The following is a 19,116-nucleotide window of genomic DNA, read 5'->3' as shown; positions in this document are numbered from 1 at the left end:
TCGGGCCGTCGGGAGCATGGAGCGATCGGGCGCTGCCGCCGCAGCTGCGGATATCGCCACGAGCCGCCCACGCGGGCCGTAGCGCGGTCGGACCGCAGCAGGCTGCCGTTCCTCTGGCGACCCGGCCGCAACCGCGTGACGGCCATGAAAAACCCCCGCGCGGCGAGACGCCGCGCGAGGGCTCCGGACGGGCCGACCGCGCCGGCCGGCCCGCTTCAGACGGCCTGTTCGGGCGACGACGCGACGACGCGGGCGGCGCGGGTCGGCTTGAAGCTGGCCGACCACATCATCGCCGGCCGTTCGAACATCCGGTAGAACAGGTACGCCACCGGAATCGCGACGGCCATGAATGCGAACGACGGCCAGATCGACAGTTGCAGTTCGGAGTGGAACAGCACCGAGCCGAGGCAGACGAACAGCGGCAGGTGGACGAGGTACAGCGAGTAGCTGAAGTCGCCGAACCAGCTCAGCACGCGCAGCGGCGGCGTCGGGCGGGGCGGCCGGGCGAGCGCGCGGTACAGGAAGCACGCGAAGCCGGCCGACCAGAGCTGGAACGCGCCGTACTGGCCGAAATGGAATGCGCCGCAGCCGGCGGCCAGCAGCACGGCGGCCGCGACGTACCACGCGCGCGACGGCACGACGGCCGTGCCGCGGGACTGCTGCGCGCGCACGTCCGCGATCCATGCGCCGATCGTCCAGGACAGCCAGTACGACGTGAAGAACTGCAGGTCGTGCCGTTCGAGCAGCCACGCCGACGCGACGTTGACGAGCGCGACCGCAGCCACGACGGCCGGCATGCCGATGCGCCGGCGCAGCGCGAACAGCAGCGGGTAGATCGCGTAGAACTGCACTTCGAGCGACAGCGTCCACAATGCGCCGTTCGACCCGTACGTGTAGCCGGCGACGCCCTGCAGCGAGAACAGGTTCACGAGGAACGCGACGAGGCCGACGTCGCGGATCTTGTGGCTGACGGGCTCGATCTGCAGGCTGACCGCGTCGAGCGCGAGCGTAAACAGCAGCGCGGCGAGCAGCACCGGATAGATGCGCGCGAAGCGGCGCACCCAGAAGTTCGGCGCGTCGAGCCGGTACGCGGGGTTGGCCGCGAGCTTGAGTGCCGCGTTGCGGTGGATGCAGTAGCCGCTGATCACGAAGAAGATCGGGACGCCGGCGGAGCCCCACGCGAACGGGAAGGTCAGGTAACCGGCGATCGCGCCCGCGCTCAGGGCATGACCGTAAGCATGATGGAAGCTCTGCATGCCGACCCAGACGACCTGGCGGCAGTGGAAATAGGCGACGAGCAGCGCCGCGAACCCGCGCATCGCGTCGATCACGTGTTCCTTGTGATCGGCGACGGGCGGCGCGGCCAGAGACGATCCGCTGAAAGCTTGCATGCGATTCGGTTCCTTGCGACGGATGGACGGGAAGTTTCATCCAATCGTAATGCGCAAGAATTCGGTCAATGAATAAAAAAATCCCGCCCGGAAATTCCGGTATTCCACATCATGGGTTTATTCAGGGATGAAAGCGGGGCCGCGAGGGGCGCCAATTATTTGTCGATTTTTTTCTGATAGTTTGAAGCTCCAGTTGATTGATGCAAGGAGCGGCAAGATGGACATGCATTGGATCGCGAGCGCTGCAGTACTGTTGGTCATGGCCGTGCTGTCGGCGTACCGCGAGGCGCTGAAGAACGAACCGATCCGCCCGGGCCTCGAGCGGGGCGGCGTGCCCTATATCGAGGAATTCGAATCGTAAGAATTTGTATCCGGGAAATCGGTAATTTGTTTCTGCTTCGGCAATCGGTTCGGCAATATCGACCGGATTGAAGCGATTATATTTTTTCCGAAATAATTGGGCAATCAGTCCATATCGAAAATGAGCGGAGTGGAATTGGCAGTACCGTCGATTCTCGATATGCCGTTCGGAACACAATCGCGCCGGGTCGCGGGTCGACGCGGCGCAGTCAACGCTATCAGGATGCGAACATGTTGAAAGTCACCAAGGCCGTGTTCCCCGTTGCCGGTCTCGGCACGCGGTTCCTCCCGGCAACGAAGGCGAGCCCGAAGGAAATGTTGCCCGTCGTCGACAAGCCGCTGATTCAGTACGCGGTCGAGGAAGCGATCAACGCCGGTATCACCGAGATGATCTTCGTGACCGGGCGCAGCAAGCGCGCGATCGAGGATCATTTCGACAAGTCGTACGAGATCGAGGCCGAGCTCGAGGCGCGCGGCAAGGAAAAGCTGCTCGAACTCGTGCGCAGCATCAAGCCGAGCCACGTCAACTGCTTCTACGTGCGCCAGCCGGAAGCGCTCGGTCTCGGCCACGCGGTGTTGTGCGCGGAGAAGCTCGTGCACGGCGAGCCGTTCGCGGTGGTCCTCGCCGACGACCTGCTGCACGGCGAACAGCCGGTGCTCAAGCAGCTCGTCGACGTGTTCGACCACTATCACAGCTCGGTGATCGGGGTCGAGACGATCCCGCGCGAGGACAGCCGCTCGTACGGCGTCGTCGAAGGCCGGGAGTGGGAAGAGGACATCATCAAGCTGTCGGGCATCATCGAGAAGCCGGCGCCCGAGGACGCGCCGTCGAATCTCGGTGTGGTCGGCCGCTACGTGTTCATGCCGACGATCTTCGATCACCTTCGCAAGCTCAAGCCGGGCGCGGGCGGCGAACTGCAGCTCACCGACGCCGTCCAGTCGCTGCTCGCGAACGAGCAGGTGCTCGCGTACCGCTACTACGGCACGCGTTTCGACTGCGGCAGCAAGATCGGCTATCTGAAGGCTACCGTCGAGCTCGCGCTCCAGCATCCGGAAGTGAGCCGCGAATTCGAGGCGTACCTGCGTACCTGCTTGCCCGCGCTGGCTGCCGTCGCTTAAGCGGCCGCGCGCTCCGTCGTTTCAGGTGGTGGTTGTTCCGTTGGCCCCGGCCGCTCGCGCGCCGGGGCTTTTTTGTGTTTGCGCGTGCACGAGCCTGGTGCGCGACGCCTGCATGTGGTGCCGGCAATGTGCGGAGGGCGGCGCCGCGCGGCGCGCGAAATGTGCCGATGACGCGGGACGTCGCGCGTGAAACCGGTGCCGAAGCATGCATCGCGTGACCGGATCGGTGGACGGGTTGCGCGGCATGCATGACGCGCGCGTGGGCGTTGCCCGATGATGCACCGTGGGCTGCGATGCCATCGGCCGCCGACTTCGTCGCCGGTATCGCGGCGTTGCGATTCGGCGTCCGCCGCGTGCCGCGTCCGTGTGCCGCTCAGCGCGGCGACGCGCTCGGCTGCGCGGCGAAGTGCCGGGCCAGCATCGCGGCGATCGGCTTCTTGAAGTCGAGCAGCCGCTTTTCGAGATAACGCCAGGACAGGTGTGCGAGCAGCACGGCGAGCGCGAATTGCAGCATTTCCGGCAACGCATCGCGGACGATGTCCGGTATCGGCACGTGCGCGAACGACGCGGGCAGCACGCCGAAGCGCGCCGGAATCAGGTTGTGGAACAGGTAGAAGCCGTAGCTGATCGTGCCGAGATAGACGAGCGGCGCCCAGTCGAGCAGCGCGACGACCGGATGCTCGGGCTCGCTGACGATCCACAGCATCAGCGCGCCGAGCGACGCGGACAGGCCGAGATCCGCGAGCCCCGCGACCGCATCGGGCAACGCCGTGCAGGCGGGCAGCACGAGGAAGAAGGCGACGCCGGCCGCGCCGAGCCAGCCGGGCGGCACGCGGCGCGCGGCGGCCGCGCCGCGATCGGCGAGCGCCATCGCGCCGACGCCGCCGAGCGCGATCAACGCGAAATTCCACGGGGAAAACGCGTAGATCAGCACCGGCGACGCGTCCGACAGGTAGAGCGCGAGATGCGCGAGCGCGCACAGCGCGACGGCCGCGACGCCGAGCGCGACGTGTCGCGCGGCGGGCACCGCGAGCAGCGCGAGCGGGGCGATCAGATAGAACTGCTGTTCAACGGCGAGGCTCCAGAAGTGCGACGTGGAGCCCGGCCAGCCGTCCTTGACGACGCCGATCCAGTAATTCGACAGGAACGCCGCGTGCCACGCGAGCCCGAGGTTGACGCCGCGCTGGTAGAACAGCGCGTGCGCGATCGCGAGCGCCGCGAGCAACAGGTAATACACGGGAAAGATCCGCAGCGCGCGCTTCGCGAGGAACAGCGCCAGCGCGTGGCGGCGCGTCATGGTGCCGCGCTCGACCGCCTGGCGGTTGCGATGCAGCTCGCCGACGATCAGGAATCCGCTGATGAGGAAAAACGTCCACACGCCGAGCTTGCCGACGTCGACGGCAAGGACATGGCCCTTGTGGGACAGGAAAACGAGGATGACGGCGAGGGCTCGCAGGCCGTCGAGTCCTTTGACGTATCTGACTTCGCGCATGGAGGCATCCGGGCATTGAGCGAGCCCAGTATAGGTGCGCAAATATCGAACGTAATTCGCGTTCGGACGTATACGTGAAGGCGTTTTTCGACGTGAGGGGCGGTTTGCGCATGTGCGCTCCCTGCGTAAAACGGACCCTCGAGCGTCGATGAAGTCGGTCGCGCGCAACAAAACCTGCGGGAAACCCCGTGAAAACGCATAAAAGTACTGCACGAAGCGTCAAGGCGCTTGTAGAATCCGGCGTTGAAGCGCGCGCGTTGCACGCTTCGTGTATCCAACGACCACACCTGGTAGGAGAAACATGGCGACTTCCGCAAAAAAGGTGGCCAAGAAGGCTGCCGCACCGGCCACCAAGAAAGTGGCTGCCAAAAAGGCTGCGCCCGCGAAGAAAGTAGTGGCCAAGAAGGCTGTCGCGAAGGCAGCACCGGCTGCTCCGACGCCGCTGAAGGACAAGTTCACGAAGGCATCGCTCGCAACGCACATCGCTGAGCGCGCAGCTGTCGAAGTGAAGGCGGTCAAGGCAGTGCTCGTCGCACTCGAGAACGTCGTGCTGGGCTCGGTTCACAAGAAGGGCGCAGGCGAGTTCACGCTGCCGGGTCTGCTGAAGATCACGGCACAAGTCGTGCCGGCGAAGAAGAAGCGCTTCGGCAAGGATCCGTTCACGGGCGAAGAGCGTTGGTTCCCGGCGAAGCCGGCCAGCGTGCGCGTGAAGGCACGTGCGCTGAAGAAGCTGAAGGACGCGGCAGCGTAATGCCGCGCAACGACTGCCGAATGCAAGTCGGCAGCCGTTGCGATGTCCTGCGATCCCCGTACGCGACAGCGTGCGGGGATTTTTATTGCGCTGCGCAAATCGCGCGGCAGCAAACCGCCGGCGTGGCGACGAGGGGTTGCCCGACGCACGACGGGCAGCGGATCGCATGCCGCGCATTCGCATCTGCATCCGCATCGCCGAGCGGCAACCTTCATGCGTGCGACGCGTTGTTTTGTCGCGTTCCGTAGCGAGCGCATCGCGGGTTTGCCGTCGCGACTGACGTCGTTCCGCACGACATCGCCGGCCAGGTCGCCACTGAGCGCGCCGCGATCGAACGGCAGCTCGGTGCGATGCTGCGGCAATCCACCTGTTTTCATGCGCGCGATGCGTCGTTTCGTTGCGCTCCGTAGCGAGTGCGCCGCAGGTTTGCCGTCGTGACCGACATCGCCTCGCACGACATCGCCGGCCAGGTCGCCACCGTGCGCGCCGCGATCGAACGGCAGCTCGGTGCGATGCTGCAGGCGATCCACCTGTTCGGATCGACAATCGACGGCGGTCTGAAACCGCGCAGCGACATCGATTTGCTGGTGACGATCGCAGCGCGCCCGGACGGGGCGGTGCGGCGGCGCCGATGGCTGACCTGGTTGGCGCGTCGGCGTCACCTGGTCGCGGCAGCGGCATGCGTGCGCTGGAGGTCACCGTCATCGCGCACGGCGACGTGGTGCCGTGGCGTCATCCGGCGCGACGCGAACTGCAATTCGGCGAATGGCTGCGCCGCGTTACGGAAGCCGGCATCGTCGAGCCGCCACGGGTCGATCGCGATCTGGCGATCCTGCTGACGAAGACGCGACAGCACGGTGTCGCGCTGGTCGCTCGGCCCGCGAACGTACTGTTCGAGCCGGTGCCCGCGCGCGACTTCGTCGCCGCGCTGCTCGCCATCGTTGCGCAGTGGCAGGCGGAACCCGGCTGGCGCGGCGACGCGTGCAGCGTCGTGCACGCGCTCGCACGCATCTGGTACAGCGCCGCGACCGGCGGGATCGCGCCGAAGGACGTCGCCGCGACGTCGGGTGCAGGAGCGCTTGCCGGACGCGCACCGGCCGGTTGTAGCGGCTGCGCGTGCTGCCTGTCTCGATGGCGAAGCGCGCGCGGCGATCCTGCGGGCGAGCCGCTGGCCGAATTCATCGACTACGCGCGGCGGACGGTCGAGTCGATGCCGTCGCGATGGCACCGGCGCCGACGATGCACGCTAACGGTTTAGCGGCCGGCCGCGGGCAGCGAACGCGCGCGAGCCGGCTCCATGCGCGGACCGTCGAGCCGGGCTGCATGCCGGCGACCCGGCGCGGCGTCGCGCGAGCGCTGGCCGCCGCCCGTCGTCAGCCCCCCGTGCCCGCAAAGGCGGCCTTCAGCGCGGCGTCGTCGAACTTGGTCATCTGCATCATCGCGGCGGCCACGCGCCCCGCCTTGACCGCGTCGCGATCGGCCATCATCGGGATGAGCGCTTCCGGAACGATCTGCCACGACACGCCGTAACGATCCCTCAGCCAGCCGCAGCCGTCGGCCGTGCCGCCGTTGTCGAGCAGGGCGCTCCAGTAGCGGTCGAGTTCCGCCTGGTCCGCGCAACTGACGAGCAGCGAGATCGCGTGGTTGAACGTCTCCGTGCGCGGATGACTCATCGCAAGGAACGGCTGCCCGAACAGCTCGAATTCGACCATCCGCGTGCCGTCGGTGCCGGGCACCGCCGTGACGCGCACGATGCGCGAATCCGGAAAGATGCCGGCATAGAAGGCCGCTGCTTCTTCGGCTTGCGTCGAATACCAGAGAAAAGGCGTGATCTTCTGAATCGTCATGACGAGTCTCCTGTCTGTATGGGTCCGGGGCAAACCGTGTGCCGCCATCGATACGACGGACGACGCCTGCCGGAATCGACGCGCGGCGCGAACAAATTCCGCATCGGTCGAGCCGGGCGACGCCGGCTGTGCGGATGGTAGTCGTCCTACGGAGAAACGGCGACCTCTCCCGACAGGGAAAACGGCGTTGCGGGGGCATTGCAGCCGCCAGGTGCCTCTGCCGAGCCACCGACCTATGTCGGGGCCCGGCTTTGCCGCGGTGGCGGCATGCGATGTCGGCTCCGCCGGCCGGCGCCGGACGAAAAAAAGCCAGCCGCGGCCGAAACCGGGGCTGGCTTTCCAGGTCGGCGGCAACGCGTCGGAGACGCCATGCCGCCGGATACTTCGTTTTTAGAACTTGTGACGCAGGCCGAGTGCGACGATTTCCTGCGAGCTCTTGCCGGCGATGCCGTACGAGCCGACCGACGCTTGCGCATCGCTGCCGTCGGCGTTGTGGCCGCTTGCGTGCTGGTACGCGCCAACCAGGTAGATGTCCGTACGCTTCGACAGCGAGTAGTCCGCGCCGAGCGAAACCTGGTGGTACTTGGCGTCCGTCTGGCCGCTACCCTTCGTGTAGATGTAGCCGACGCCCAGCAGCAGCGGTGCCGATGCCTGGTACGTGACGAACGCGCGGCCCGTGTTGTACTTCTGGTTCGTGCCGAAGCCCGAGTTCGCATCCGCCTTGTACTGCGCGTTGCTGTAGCCGAGGCCGAACGTCACCGGGCCGAATGCATACTGGCCAGCGACTTGCGCGATGCCGATCGACGATGCCGACGTGTACGCGTTGTTGATGAACGCGCCCGAGCCGTCGAAGATCGCGTCCGACGTGCCTGCCCAGCCGGTGCGCTGGCCGGTTGCGCTCAGCGGAGCCGAGTTGTTCGCGTGGAAGTAACCTGCAGCCAGGCCGAGCGGGCCGTTGTTGTACGCTGCAGCTGCCGCCCACGTCTGACCCTTGCCGGTTGCGCCGGCGACGCCGCCGAGCGCGTACATCGCTTCGACCTGCAGGCCTGCCCAGACCGGCGACGTGTACTTGATCGCGTTGCTGACGCGCAGGCTGTTGTCGTTGTTGTCGACGTCGCCCGGCGTGGCGAACACGCTGCCGAAGTAGTTGTCAGCCGTGACTGCCTGAACCAGGTCGACGAGCGGGTCGTACTGGCGACCCAGCGTCAGCGTACCGTACTGGTCGCTTTGCAGACCGACGAAAGCCTGGCGACCGAACATGCGCTGGCCTTGGCCCAGTGCACCCGATGCCGAGTTGAAGCCGTTTTCCAACTGGAAGATCGCCTTCAGGCCGCCACCGAGGTCTTCCGAACCCTTCAGGCCGAAGCGGCTGCCTTGCAGGTTGCCGCTACCCATCGACCACGAATTGTTACCTTGACCATCGTTGCCGTGAACATAGGTGATCGACGTGTCGATCACGCCGTACAGCGTCACGCTCGACTGAGCTTGAGCAGCGCCGGCCGCGCCCAGCAGGGCGAGCGAGAGGGTCGAGAGAGCAAGTTTCTTCATCGTTGAGTTTCTCCACGCAAGTGATTCATCGTTATTTGTTGCGGATTGGAGAATAGCTCAGTGCCATACACGCAAGAAAGCTTAAAAAATAAAGTGTCTCGAAAAGGTAACAGCGGGAAAAAGTCCATATATATCAAGCACATCAACGACTGTTCCTGTTTATGAAATAGTTGACAATTGCTGCGCCGCGATTGTTTCAATAGTTGATGCGCATGCCGGCAGACCCCCTGTTTCGGCCCGTTGCGGCGGGAAAACGAGGGTGTGCAAACGTTTGCGATTGCAGGTGCGTGCGCGTCGACGTGTCGAGAACGCGCCGGCGCCGCACGTATGCGCGGCGGACGTCGGGACTGCAAAGCCGCGAGCGGGTGTGCCGGGGCCGCCGCGAGATCGATGCGCGGCGTTTTTCAGCGGGCGGGCAAATCAGTTGTCGCGCGGGCGATGCTCGGCTTGACCGGCTTGAGCGGACGCGGCCGGCGCCGCAGGCTCGGCCGCCCGATGCGCGTCGCCGCGGGCGGCCGCGAACTCCGCGCCGAGCAGCAGCACGATCGCGGAGAAGTACAGCCACATCAGCAGGACCGCGAACGATCCGGCCGCGCCGAACGCACTCGCGGTGCCCGCATGCGCGAGATACAGCGCGAACAGCTTCTTGCCGCCGGAGAACAGGATCGCCGACACGATGCCGCCGATCGCGGCGTCGCGCCACGCGACGCGCGCGTCGGGCAGGAATTTCATCAACGACGCGAACGCGGCCGCGAGCACCGCGATGCCGACGAAGAACTGCACGAAGTTCGTGACGACCACGTACGGCGAATTGCCCAGCAGCCAGGTGCCGATGAAGGTGATCGCGGTGTCGAGCACGAGCGACACGATCAGCAGGAACGCGACGCCGAGCACGAGCCCGAACGAGATCAGCCTCACTCGCACCAGCCCGAGCATGCTCGACCAGCGGCTTTCGGTGGCCGGCCAGATCACGCTGAGCGCCGCGCTGAGCGACGCGAACGTGGCCGATGCGCCGATCGCGAGCGCGGCGAACGAGATCAGCGTGGCGAGGCCGCCGCGCTCGCCCGCGCGGTGCGCGTTCTGCACGATCGTCTGGATACTGGCTGCCGCGTCGTCGCCGATCAACTGGTGCGCCTGTTCGAACACCTGGCCGCGCGCGGCGTCGTCGCCGTAGAACCAGCCGGCCACCGCGATCACCATCACGAGGGTCGGCGCGAGCGAGAACGCGGAGAAAAACGCGATGCCTGCGGCCATCGCGGAACAGCGGTCGGACGAGAAGCGCTTGAACGCGGTGAGGGCCCAGTTGGCCTGCTGCTGGGCGAGACGGGTGGCTTCGGAAGTGATCTGTCGTTTCATGACGGTTCGGTTGCGCGCGGAACGTGGATCATCGCAGTTGGTCGGACAAATCGGTATTGATCCGAGGATTCGATCATAGTTGCCTGAACTGTCTATAATTCCTTTCAGTTTCACCCCACCCCACAATAACGCCGAGACCGCCATGCTACAAATGTCCCGGCGCCAGTTCCTGAAGGTGACGGCCACGTCGCTTGCCGGATCGAGTCTTGCCCTGATGGGCTTTTCTCCGTCCGACGCGCTGGCCGAGGTCCGACAGTACAAACTGGCGCGCACAGTCGAAACGCGCAACACCTGTCCTTACTGCTCGGTGGGTTGCGGCATCCTGATGTACAGCCTCGGCGACGGGGCGAAGAATGCACAGCCGAGCATCATCCACATCGAAGGCGATCCCGACCACCCCGTCAATCGCGGCACGCTGTGCCCGAAGGGCGCGAGCCTGATCGACTTCATCCACAGCCCGAACCGCCTCACGCATCCCGAGTATCGTGCGCCCGGCTCGGACAAGTGGGAACCCATCTCGTGGAACGATGCGCTCGACCGCATCGCGAAGCTGATGAAGGCCGACCGCGACGCGAACTTCGTCGAGACGGCCGAAGACGGCGCCAAGGTCAACCGCTGGCTCACGACCGGCATGCTGGCCGCGTCGGCGGGCAGCAACGAGGTCGGCTACCTGACGCACAAGACCATCCGCAGTCTCGGGATGCTCGCATTCGACAATCAGGCGCGTGTCTGACATGGCCCGACGGTGGCAGGTCTTGCCCCGACGTTTGGCCGTGGAGCGATGACGAACCATTGGGTCGACATCAAGAACGCGGACGTGATTCTCGTGATGGGCGGCAATGCAGCCGAGGCCCATCCGTGCGGTTTCAAGTGGGTAACGGAGGCGAAGGCGCACCGCAAGGCGCGGCTGATCGTCGTCGACCCGCGTTTCACGCGTACGGCCTCGGTGGCCGATTACTACGCGCCGATCCGCACCGGCACCGACATCGTCTTCCTGGGCGGCGTCATCAATTATCTGCTGACGAACGACAAGATCCAGCATGAGTACGTGAAGAACTACACGGACTTCTCGTTCATCGTGCGCGAGGATTTCGCGTTCAACGACGGCATCTATTCCGGCTACGACGCGGAGAAGCACGCGTACCCGGACAAATCGAGCTGGGACTACGAGCGCGGCGACGACGGTTTCGTGAAGGTCGACCCGACGCTGCAGCATCCGCGCTGCGTCTACAACCTGCTGAAGCAGCACTACGCGCGCTATACGCCGGACATGGTCCAGCAGACGTGCGGCACGCCGAAGGACAAGTTCCTGAAGGTGTGCGAGATGCTCGCGACCACGGCCGTTCCCGGCCGCGCCGGCACGGTGCTGTACGCGCTCGGCTGGACTCACCACTCGATCGGCGCGCAGATCATCCGCACCGGCGCGATGGTGCAGCTGCTGCTCGGCAACATCGGCATCGCCGGCGGCGGGATGAACGCGCTGCGCGGCCACTCGAACATCCAGGGGCTGACCGACCTCGGGCTGATGTCGAACCTGCTGCCGGGTTACATGACGCTGCCGATGCAGGCCGAGCAGGACTTCGACGCGTACATCAAGAAGCGCGTGCAGTTGCCGCTGCGGCCGAACCAGTTGAGCTACTGGAAGAACTACAAGGCATTCCACGTCAGCTTCATGAAGTCGTGGTGGGGTGATGCGGCCACCGCCGAGAACAACTGGGCCTACGACTACCTGCCGAAGCTGGACAAGCAGTACGACCTGCTGCAGGCGATCGAGCTGATGAATGCCGGCAAGATGAACGGCTACATCTGCCAGGGCTTCAATCCGCTCGCGGCGGCGCCGTCGAAGGTGAAGACGGCGGCAGGTCTTGCGAAGCTGAAGTGGCTCGTGATCATGGATCCGCTCGCGACCGAGACGTCCGAGTTCTGGAAGCATCACGGCGACTACAACGACGTCGATGCGTCGAAGATCCAGACCGAGGTGTTCCGCCTGCCGACCACCTGCTTCGCGGAGGAAAACGGCTCGCTCGTGAGTTCGAGCCGCGTGCTGCAGTGGCACTGGAAGGGCGCCGAGCCGCCGGGCGAAGCGAAGAGCGACCTCGAGATCATGTCGGGGCTGTTCCTGCGCATGCGCAAGATGTACCAGAAGGACGGCGGCAAGTACCCGGACCCGATCGTGAACCTGACCTGGCCGTACGCGAACCCGGAAAGCCCGACGCCCGAGGAACTGGCGATGGAGTTCAACGGCAAAGCGCTCGCCGATCTGCCCGATCCGAAGGATCCGGCGAAGACGCTCGTGAAGAAGGGCGAGCAGCTCGCCGCGTTCGCGCAACTGAAGGACGACGGCACGACCGCGAGCGGCTGCTGGATCTTCTGCGGCGCGTGGACGCAGGCCGGCAACCAGATGGCGCGGCGCGACAACGCCGACCCGACGGGCATCGGCCAGACGCTGAACTGGGCGTGGGCGTGGCCGGCGAACCGGCGGATCCTGTACAACCGCGCATCGTGCGACGTCGCCGGCAAGCCGTTCGACCCGACCCGCAAGCTGATCGGCTGGAACGGCAGCGCGTGGAAGGGCGTCGACGTGCCGGACTTCAAGGCGGACGAACCGCCCGAAAACGGGATGGGGCCGTTCATCATGAACCCGGAAGGCGTCGCACGCTTCTTCGCCCGCGCGGGGATGAACGAAGGTCCGTTCCCCGAGCACTACGAGCCGTTCGAGACGCCGCTCGGCGCGAACCCGCTGCACCCGAACAACCCGCAGGCGCTGAACAACCCGGCCGCCCGCGTGTTCCCGGACGACCGCGCGTCGTTCGGCAAGGTGTCCGAGTTCCCGCACGTCGCGACGACGTACCGGCTGACCGAGCATTTCCACTACTGGACCAAGCATGCGCGGCTGAACTCGATCATCCAGCCCGAGCAATTCGTCGAGATCGGCGAAGACCTCGCGAAGGAAGTCGGCGTCGCGCATGGCGAGCGCGTGAAGGTGTCGTCCAAGCGCGGCTACATCGTCGCGGTCGCGCTCGTCACGAAGCGGATCAAGCCGCTGACGATCGACGGCAAGAAGGTCCAGACGGTCGGCGTCCCGTTGCACTGGGGCTTCAAGGGCCTGACGAAGCCCGGCTATCTCGCCAATACCCTGACTCCGTCCGTGGGCGACGGCAACTCCTATACACCGGAATTCAAGTCATTCCTGGTGAAGGTCGAAAAGGCGTAAGGGGGAGAGATGGCATTGCAATCGCTGGATATCAAGCGGGTCTCGGCCACCACGACGCCACCGCCCACGGTGCGCGAACCGGTGACCGGGAGCGTCGCGAAGCTGATCGACGTATCGAAGTGCATCGGCTGCAAGGCATGCCAGACGGCGTGCATGGAGTGGAACGACCTGCGCGACGAAGTCGGCACCAACGTTGGCGTGTACGACAACCCGGCCGACCTGACCGAGCATTCGTGGACGGTCATGCGGTTCTCCGAATACGAGAACCCGGCGGGCGACCTCGAGTGGCTGATCCGCAAGGACGGCTGCATGCATTGCGAGGATCCGGGCTGTCTGAAGGCGTGTCCGTCGCCGGGCGCGATCGTGCAGTACAACAACGGGATCGTCGATTTCCACGAGGAGAACTGCATCGGTTGCGGCTATTGCGTGACCGGCTGCCCGTTCAACGTGCCGCGGATCTCGAAGAAGGACCATCGCGCGTACAAGTGCACGCTCTGTTCCGACCGCGTCGCGGTCGGCCAGGAACCGGCCTGCGTGAAGACCTGCCCGACGGGCGCGATCGTGTTCGGCACCAAGGAGGACATGAAGCAGCACGCGGCCGAGCGGATCGAGGACCTGAAGGAGCGCGGCTTCGAGCACGCGGGGCTGTACGACCCGCAGGGCGTCGGCGGCACGCACGTGATGTACGTGCTGCACCACGCGGACAAACCGTCGCTGTACCACGGGCTCCCCGACAATCCGTCGATCAGCCCGATGGTGAGGCTGTGGAAGGGCATCGCGAAACCGCTCGCGGTCGCGGGCCTCGCGCTGACCGCGCTGGCCGGATTCTTCCACTACACGCGGGTCGGTCCGAACGAGGTCACCGACGACGAGGAAGCCGCCGCGCGCGACGAAGCGCGACGCATCAAGGAGGACGCGAAATGAGCCACGACGACCCCAACCTGATCGTCCGCTACACGCCGAACGAGCGCACGAACCACTGGATCACCGCGATCACGTTCGTGCTGCTCGCGTTGTCCGGGCTCGCGCTGTTCCATCCGTCGATGTTCTGGCTCACCGCGCTGTTCGGCGGCGGTCAGTGGACGCGGATCCTGCATCCGTTCGTCGGCCTCGTGATGTTCGTGTCGTTCGCGATCCTCGTCGTGCGCTTCTGGCACCACAATGCGCTCGACGCGGACGACCGGCAGTGGCTGAAGCAGATCGGCGACGTGCTGACCAACCAGGAAGACAAGCTGCCGCCGGTCGGGCGCTATAACGCCGGGCAGAAGCTGCTATTCTTCACGCTGGTGGCGTGCCTGCTGCTGCTCCTGCTGTCGGGAGTCGTGATCTGGCGGCGCTATTTCTCGTTCTACTTCCCGATCGGGGTCATCCGCGCGGCCGCTGTCGTGCATGCCGTGGCGGCCTTCGTGCTGATCGCGAGCATCATCGTGCACATTTACGCGGCGTTGTGGGTGAAGGGTTCGATCGGCGCGATGGTGCGGGGCACCGTCACGCTGGGCTGGGCCCGCAAGCATCACCCGAAGTGGTTCCGTGAAAGCGTGAAGTAACGCAGCGGAGCGGGGCGGCACGCCGATTGCGGCGTATCGTTCCGCCCACCGCCGGAATCGCCCGAAAGCGCCGATTCGTCGGCGCTTCGTTTTTTGGAAGACATTTTCGTGACACAACGCATTCTGGAGCCGACCGAGATCTCGGCACTCGATCATTCGGCCATTCCGCGCTTTCGCCTGCCGGAGCGTGCGACCGCGTTCGCGGCGCGCGCCGCGCGGTTGCGCAAGCTTGCCGACCTGAACCCGATCAGCGGCTATCTGCGGCTGATGGCCACCGTCGCCGACGCGCAGCACGCGACGCTGCAGACGCTGGAGCTGCCGCTGCCGTCGAAGGAAGCGATCGCACGCGCGCAGGAACATTCGATGCCGCTCGTGCCGGCGCTCGACGGCCAGCGCGATTCGCGGTGGCGCGCCGTGCTGTATGAACTGCTCGATCGCGTCGAAAGCGCCGGGCTCGTCAATCCGCAGCTCGCGAAGCTGCTCGACCGGCTGCGCCTGACCGCGCCCGCCGAACTCGACGCGCAGGCCGATGCGATCCTTGCGCTGCGCTTCGCGGAGGTCGACCCGGCCACCGCGCCGTTCCTGATGGCCGCGCTGCAGGTCGCGTGGACGGACCTCGCAAGCCGCGTAACGCCGGCCGATGTCCCGTATCTCGACCAGCCGGGTCTGTGCCCGGTGTGCGGCACGCATCCGGTCGCGAGCGTCGTGCGGGTCGGCGGCCAGTACCAGGGCTACCGTTTCCTGCAGTGCGGGCTGTGCACGACCGAGTGGCACATGGTGCGCACCAAGTGCTCGCACTGCGATTCGACGAAGGGCATCGCGTATCACGGGATCGAAGGCGGCAGCGAAGCCGTCAAGGCCGAATCGTGCGACGAGTGCAAGACCTATCGCAAGATCGGCTATCAGGAGAAGGACTACGAGTTCGAGCCGCTGGCGGACGACCTCGCGAGCCTCACGCTCGACCTGCTGATGAACGAGGCCGGCTACCAGCGCAGTTCGCCGAACCCGCTGCTGTGGCCCGACGTGCCGCGCGAAGCGGACTGAAGGCACGGGGCCGTGACGGCGCGCGAGCGCCGGCCCCGGCCGACTGCGGAGCATGAGACTGGAGCTACAACGACGTGACCGAACCGGGTGTGAATGAATTGAATGCCGTGCTGGCGCGCGTGCCGTCGGTCGAGCGCGTGCTGTCGTCGGCGCCGCTGCAGCCACTCGTCGCGGACTATGGCCGCACGCGCGTGCTCAATGCCGTGCGCGCCGAACTGGAGCGCTGGCGCACGGCGGCGCAGCGCGATCCCGCGGCCGCCGAACCGCTCGACGAGCCGCGCATCGCCGCGGCCGTCGCGCACGCGTTGGCCGCCCAGAGCGCGGGCGCCGTGCGCCCCGTGTTCAACCTGACCGGCACCGTGCTGCACACGAATCTCGGGCGAGCATTGCTGCCCGACGACGCGGTGCGCGCCGTGGTCGATGCGCTCACGCGGCCCGTCAACCTCGAGTTCGATCTCGCCACCGGCCGCCGCGGCGACCGCGACGACCTGATCGACGCTCTGCTGTGCGAACTGACGGGCGCGGAAGCCGCGACCGTCGTCAACAACAATGCGGCGGCCGTGCTGCTGACGCTGTCGGCGCTTGCGACGAAGCGGGAAGTGGTCGTGTCGCGCGGCGAGCTGGTCGAGATCGGCGGCGCGTTTCGCATTCCCGACATCATGAGCCGTGCCGGCGCGAAGCTGCGCGAGGTCGGCACGACCAACCGCACGCATCCGCGCGACTACGCGGACGCGATCGGTCCGCGCACGGCGCTGCTGATGAAGGTGCATTGCAGCAACTACGCGATCAGCGGCTTCACGAAGGAGACGACGCTCGCCGAACTCGCGCCGCTCGCGCGCGAGCACGGGGTGCCGGTCGCCGTCGATCTCGGCAGCGGCACGCTGGCCGACCTGTCGCAATGGGGCTTGCCGCACGAGACGACCGTGCAGGAAACCGTCGCCGCCGGCGCGAACGTCGTCACGTTCAGCGGCGACAAGCTGCTCGGCGGCCCGCAAGCCGGCCTGATCGTCGGCGATCGGGCGCTCATCGCGAAGATCAAGAAGCATCCGCTCAAACGTGCGCTGCGCGTCGGCAAGCTGACGCTCGCGGCGCTCGAACCCGTGCTGCGCCTGTACCAGTCGCCCGAATTCCTGCGCGACCGGCTCACGACGCTGCGTTTGCTGACGCGCCCGCAGCGCGACATCGCCGAGGCCGCCGAACGCATGCGCCCGGTGCTGCAGGCGGCGCTCGGCAGCGGTTTCGACGTGACGGTCGAGCCGATGTTCAGCCAGATCGGCAGCGGTGCGCTGCCGGTCGACCAGTTGCCGAGCGCCGGGCTCGTCGTGCGCGCCGCGGACGGCAAGCGCAGCGGCCGCGCGCTCGTGCAGCTCGAAAAACGCCTGCGCGAATGGCCGCGCCCGGTGATCGGCCGCGTGGCCGACAACGCGCTGCGGCTCGATCTGCGCTGCCTCGAAGCGGCCGACGAAGCGGCATTCGTCGCGCAATGCGTGCCGCTCGCGGGGCCGGCCGCATGATCGTCGGGACCGCTGGACATATCGACCACGGCAAGACCACGCTCGTGCGCGCGCTCACGGGCGTCGACACCGATCGGCTGAAGGAAGAGAAGGCACGCGGCATCTCGATCGAGCTCGGCTACGCGTATACGCCGCTCGACAACGGCGACGTGCTCGGCCTGATCGACGTGCCGGGCCACGAGAAACTGATTCATACGATGGCGGCCGGTGCGTGCGGCATCGATTTCGCGCTCATCGTGATTGCCGCGGACGACGGCGTGATGCCGCAGACGCGCGAGCATCTCGCGATCCTGCAACTGCTCGGCGTCACGCACGGCGCCGTCGCGTTGACGAAATGCGATCGCGTCGATGCTGCACGCGTTGCCGAGGCGCGCGACGAGATCGCCGCGTGGTTGCACGATTCGACGCTGGCCGGCGTGCCGATCTTCGAAACGCGTGCCACGGTGGCCGACGATCCGGGCGTCGCCGCGTTGAAGCAGCACCTGGCCGACGCGGCGATCGCGTGGCGTGCGCGTCGCGACGACGGGCTGTTCCGGCTCGCGGTCGATCGCGTGTTTACGCTCGCCGGGCAGGGTACCGTCGTGACGGGTACCGCATTCGCGGGCCGCGTCGCGACGGGCGACACGCTCGCGATCGTGCGCACGGGCGACGCCGCCCGCGTGCGCAGCATCCATGCGCAGAACCGGCCGGTCCAGGCCGGTCGCGCGGGCGAGCGTTGCGCGCTGAACCTGGCCGGCGTCGACAAGGCCGACATCGAGCGCGGCGACACCGTCGCCGATGCGCGGCTCGTCGCGACGTCGCCGCGTCTGGACGTCGACCTGACGCTGCTCGCGGACGCGGGGCTGACGCTGACCCACTGGGCGCCGCTGCATGTGCATCTCGGCACGCTGCATCGCGTGGCCCATGTCGCGTTGCTCGACGGCGACACGCTCGCGGCCGGCCAGCGGATGCGCGTGCAACTGGTGTTCGACGAGCCGGTGTTCGCGCTGCCGGGCGATCGTTTCATCGTCCGCAATCCGCAGGCGACGCGCACCGTCGGCGGCGGCCGGGTGCTCGATCCGTTCGGGCCGGCACGCAAGCGCCGCACGCCTGCGCGCCGCGCGTGGCTCGATGCGCTCGCGGCGTGGCTCGACGAAGGGCGCCTCGATGCGCTGCTCGCGCAGGCGCCGCTCGGCATTGCGCGCGCGACGCTCACGCATCTGACGGGATTCGCGCCCGATGCGCTGGCGTTGCCCGGCGATGCGCTGGCGATCGGGCAACGCGATGCCGCGTCGAACGAAGGCGCGGTGATTTCGCATGCGCACTGGCGTGCGTTGCAGACGCGGGCGGTCGATACGCTGCGCGCGTACCACGAGCGCATGCCGGACGAGCAGGGGCTCGATGCCGCACGCTTGCGGCGGATGGCTGCGCCGCTCGTCGGCGATGCGCTGTGGCGCGCGCTCGTCGAGGCGCTGGTGGCGGGCGGCGAAGTCGCGCGCAGCGGGCCGTGGCTGCATCTGCCGTCGCATTCGGTGAGCCTCGAGCCGCGCGAGGAAGCGCTGGCGCAGCAACTGCTGCCGCTGATCCACGCGGGGCGCTTCGATCCGCCGTGGGTGCGCGATCTGGCGCGTGACACCGGCGCGGCCGAGGACGCGGTGCGCGTGCTGCTGCGCAAGCTCGCACGTCGCGGCGACGTGCATCAGGTCGTGCGCGACCTGTTCTATCATGCGGACGTCGCGCGCGAACTGGCGGAACTGGTCGCGCATCTCGCGCCGTCGCGCGGCGGCGGGCTCGATGCCGCGACGTTCCGCGATGCGACGGGGCTCGGTCGCAAGCGCGCGATCCAGATTCTCGAGTTCTTCGATCGGGTTGGGTATACTCGCTTCCGCCGCGATCTTCACTACCTGCGGCCTGACAGCGGTTGGGTGGGTATTCAGGCGTAGGCGCTCGTCGT

15 protein-coding genes and 1 pseudogene are annotated in these 19,116 nt (G+C 66.7%); 11 read left to right on the top strand and 5 right to left on the bottom strand.

The genetic code is table 11. The features are described from left to right. Window positions 1–215: 215 nt before the first annotated feature. Window positions 216–1,391, bottom strand: coding sequence for an acyltransferase family protein (locus WS96_RS30040; protein WP_059837474.1), 1,176 nt, complete (start codon window positions 1,389–1,391; stop codon window positions 216–218). 217 nt (window positions 1,392–1,608) lie between these two features. Here WS96_RS30040 and WS96_RS34185 point away from each other — a divergent pair, with 217 nt between their 5' ends. Continuing rightward, window positions 1,609–1,752, top strand: a complete 144-nt coding sequence (locus tag WS96_RS34185) for a hypothetical protein (RefSeq protein WP_006479318.1) — start codon at window positions 1,609–1,611, stop codon at window positions 1,750–1,752. A 230-nt stretch (window positions 1,753–1,982) separates the two neighbouring features. After that, on the top strand, window positions 1,983–2,870 hold the full coding sequence (gene galU, locus WS96_RS30035; protein WP_034205150.1) for a UTP--glucose-1-phosphate uridylyltransferase GalU: 888 nt from the start codon (window positions 1,983–1,985) through the stop codon (window positions 2,868–2,870). Between the two features lie 373 nt (window positions 2,871–3,243). On the opposite strand, the gene WS96_RS30030 is transcribed toward galU, so the two are convergent. Further along, window positions 3,244–4,362, bottom strand: a complete 1,119-nt coding sequence (locus WS96_RS30030) for an acyltransferase family protein (protein ID WP_059837473.1) — start codon at window positions 4,360–4,362, stop codon at window positions 3,244–3,246. 301 nt (window positions 4,363–4,663) lie between these two features. Between WS96_RS30030 and WS96_RS30025 the strand changes: the two genes are divergently transcribed. The 3 genes and pseudogenes from WS96_RS30025 to WS96_RS30020 all read left to right on the top strand — a co-directional run bounded on the left by WS96_RS30025 (window position 4,664) and on the right by WS96_RS30020 (window position 6,371). Continuing rightward, window positions 4,664–5,113 carry an HU family DNA-binding protein gene (locus WS96_RS30025; protein WP_011548077.1) on the top strand — a complete coding sequence of 150 codons (450 nt, stop codon included), beginning with the start codon at window positions 4,664–4,666 and terminating at the stop codon, window positions 5,111–5,113. A 512-nt stretch (window positions 5,114–5,625) separates the two neighbouring features. Beyond that, window positions 5,626–5,676, top strand: a pseudogene (locus WS96_RS34675) (hypothetical protein); the annotation flags it as partial. Window positions 5,677–5,744: 68 nt separating this feature from the next. Next, on the top strand, window positions 5,745–6,371 hold the full coding sequence (locus tag WS96_RS30020; protein ID WP_257128080.1) for an aminoglycoside adenylyltransferase family protein: 627 nt from the start codon (window positions 5,745–5,747) through the stop codon (window positions 6,369–6,371). A 115-nt stretch (window positions 6,372–6,486) separates the two neighbouring features. Here the strand turns inward: WS96_RS30020 and WS96_RS30015 are convergent, their stop codons facing one another. From WS96_RS30015 to WS96_RS30005, 3 genes are all read right to left on the bottom strand, one after another. Further along, window positions 6,487–6,960, bottom strand: a complete 474-nt coding sequence (locus tag WS96_RS30015; RefSeq protein WP_059837472.1) for a VOC family protein — start codon at window positions 6,958–6,960, stop codon at window positions 6,487–6,489. A gap of 390 nt (window positions 6,961–7,350) precedes the next feature. After that, the gene (locus WS96_RS30010; RefSeq protein ID WP_034205147.1) at window positions 7,351–8,508 is read right to left on the bottom strand and encodes a porin; all 1,158 of its coding nucleotides are present in this window, start codon (window positions 8,506–8,508) and stop codon (window positions 7,351–7,353) included. 420 nt (window positions 8,509–8,928) lie between these two features. Beyond that, window positions 8,929–9,864 (bottom strand): YihY/virulence factor BrkB family protein, encoded by a 936-nt coding sequence (locus WS96_RS30005; protein WP_059837471.1) that lies wholly within the window; start codon window positions 9,862–9,864, stop codon window positions 8,929–8,931. Window positions 9,865–10,006: 142 nt separating this feature from the next. Between WS96_RS30005 and fdnG the strand changes: the two genes are divergently transcribed. The 6 genes from fdnG to selB all read left to right on the top strand — a co-directional run bounded on the left by fdnG (window position 10,007) and on the right by selB (window position 19,105). Then, the gene (gene fdnG, locus WS96_RS29995; protein ID WP_082720394.1) at window positions 10,007–13,078 is read left to right on the top strand and encodes a formate dehydrogenase-N subunit alpha; all 3,072 of its coding nucleotides are present in this window, start codon (window positions 10,007–10,009) and stop codon (window positions 13,076–13,078) included. A gap of 9 nt (window positions 13,079–13,087) precedes the next feature. Then, the gene (gene fdxH / locus WS96_RS29990) at window positions 13,088–14,002 is read left to right on the top strand and encodes a formate dehydrogenase subunit beta (protein ID WP_034205143.1); all 915 of its coding nucleotides are present in this window, start codon (window positions 13,088–13,090) and stop codon (window positions 14,000–14,002) included. After that, the gene (locus tag WS96_RS29985) at window positions 13,999–14,625 is read left to right on the top strand and encodes a formate dehydrogenase subunit gamma (protein WP_034205142.1); all 627 of its coding nucleotides are present in this window, start codon (window positions 13,999–14,001) and stop codon (window positions 14,623–14,625) included. The genes fdxH and WS96_RS29985 overlap by 4 nt, the downstream gene beginning before the upstream one ends. A gap of 108 nt (window positions 14,626–14,733) precedes the next feature. Further along, on the top strand, window positions 14,734–15,669 hold the full coding sequence (gene fdhE, locus WS96_RS29980; RefSeq protein ID WP_179949044.1) for a formate dehydrogenase accessory protein FdhE: 936 nt from the start codon (window positions 14,734–14,736) through the stop codon (window positions 15,667–15,669). A 74-nt stretch (window positions 15,670–15,743) separates the two neighbouring features. After that, on the top strand, window positions 15,744–17,183 hold the full coding sequence (gene selA / locus WS96_RS29975) for an L-seryl-tRNA(Sec) selenium transferase (RefSeq protein ID WP_059837469.1): 1,440 nt from the start codon (window positions 15,744–15,746) through the stop codon (window positions 17,181–17,183). Beyond that, window positions 17,180–19,105, top strand: a complete 1,926-nt coding sequence (selB, locus tag WS96_RS29970; protein ID WP_059837847.1) for a selenocysteine-specific translation elongation factor — start codon at window positions 17,180–17,182, stop codon at window positions 19,103–19,105. Before selA ends, selB begins: the two co-directional genes overlap by 4 nt. Window positions 19,106–19,116 lie beyond the last annotated feature (11 nt).

Origin of the sequence: Burkholderia sp. MSMB1835, assembly GCF_001526365.1 — a bacterium.
Lineage (GTDB): Bacteria > Pseudomonadota > Gammaproteobacteria > Burkholderiales > Burkholderiaceae > Burkholderia.
The sequence above is the reverse complement of the archived record's forward strand: the minus strand, read 5'-3'. Positions and strand labels throughout refer to the sequence as shown.

What these genes read in the sequence shown, in the direction of transcription:
- WS96_RS30040 (WP_059837474.1), bottom strand. Translation starts at nt 1,391, where the DNA reads ATGCAAGCTTTCAGCGGATCGTCTCTGGCCGCGCCGCCCGTCGCCGAT.
- WS96_RS34185 (WP_006479318.1), top strand. Translation starts at nt 1,609, where the DNA reads ATGGACATGCATTGGATCGCGAGCGCTGCAGTACTGTTGGTCATGGCC.
- galU (WP_034205150.1), top strand. Translation starts at nt 1,983, where the DNA reads ATGTTGAAAGTCACCAAGGCCGTGTTCCCCGTTGCCGGTCTCGGCACG.
- WS96_RS30030 (WP_059837473.1), bottom strand. Translation starts at nt 4,362, where the DNA reads ATGCGCGAAGTCAGATACGTCAAAGGACTCGACGGCCTGCGAGCCCTC.
- WS96_RS30025 (WP_011548077.1), top strand. Translation starts at nt 4,664, where the DNA reads ATGGCGACTTCCGCAAAAAAGGTGGCCAAGAAGGCTGCCGCACCGGCC.
- WS96_RS30020 (WP_257128080.1), top strand. Translation starts at nt 5,745, where the DNA reads ATGGCTGACCTGGTTGGCGCGTCGGCGTCACCTGGTCGCGGCAGCGGC.
- WS96_RS30015 (WP_059837472.1), bottom strand. Translation starts at nt 6,960, where the DNA reads ATGACGATTCAGAAGATCACGCCTTTTCTCTGGTATTCGACGCAAGCC.
- WS96_RS30010 (WP_034205147.1), bottom strand. Translation starts at nt 8,508, where the DNA reads ATGAAGAAACTTGCTCTCTCGACCCTCTCGCTCGCCCTGCTGGGCGCG.
- WS96_RS30005 (WP_059837471.1), bottom strand. Translation starts at nt 9,864, where the DNA reads ATGAAACGACAGATCACTTCCGAAGCCACCCGTCTCGCCCAGCAGCAG.
- fdxH (WP_034205143.1), top strand. Translation starts at nt 13,088, where the DNA reads ATGGCATTGCAATCGCTGGATATCAAGCGGGTCTCGGCCACCACGACG.
- WS96_RS29985 (WP_034205142.1), top strand. Translation starts at nt 13,999, where the DNA reads ATGAGCCACGACGACCCCAACCTGATCGTCCGCTACACGCCGAACGAG.
- selB (WP_059837847.1), top strand. Translation starts at nt 17,180, where the DNA reads ATGATCGTCGGGACCGCTGGACATATCGACCACGGCAAGACCACGCTC.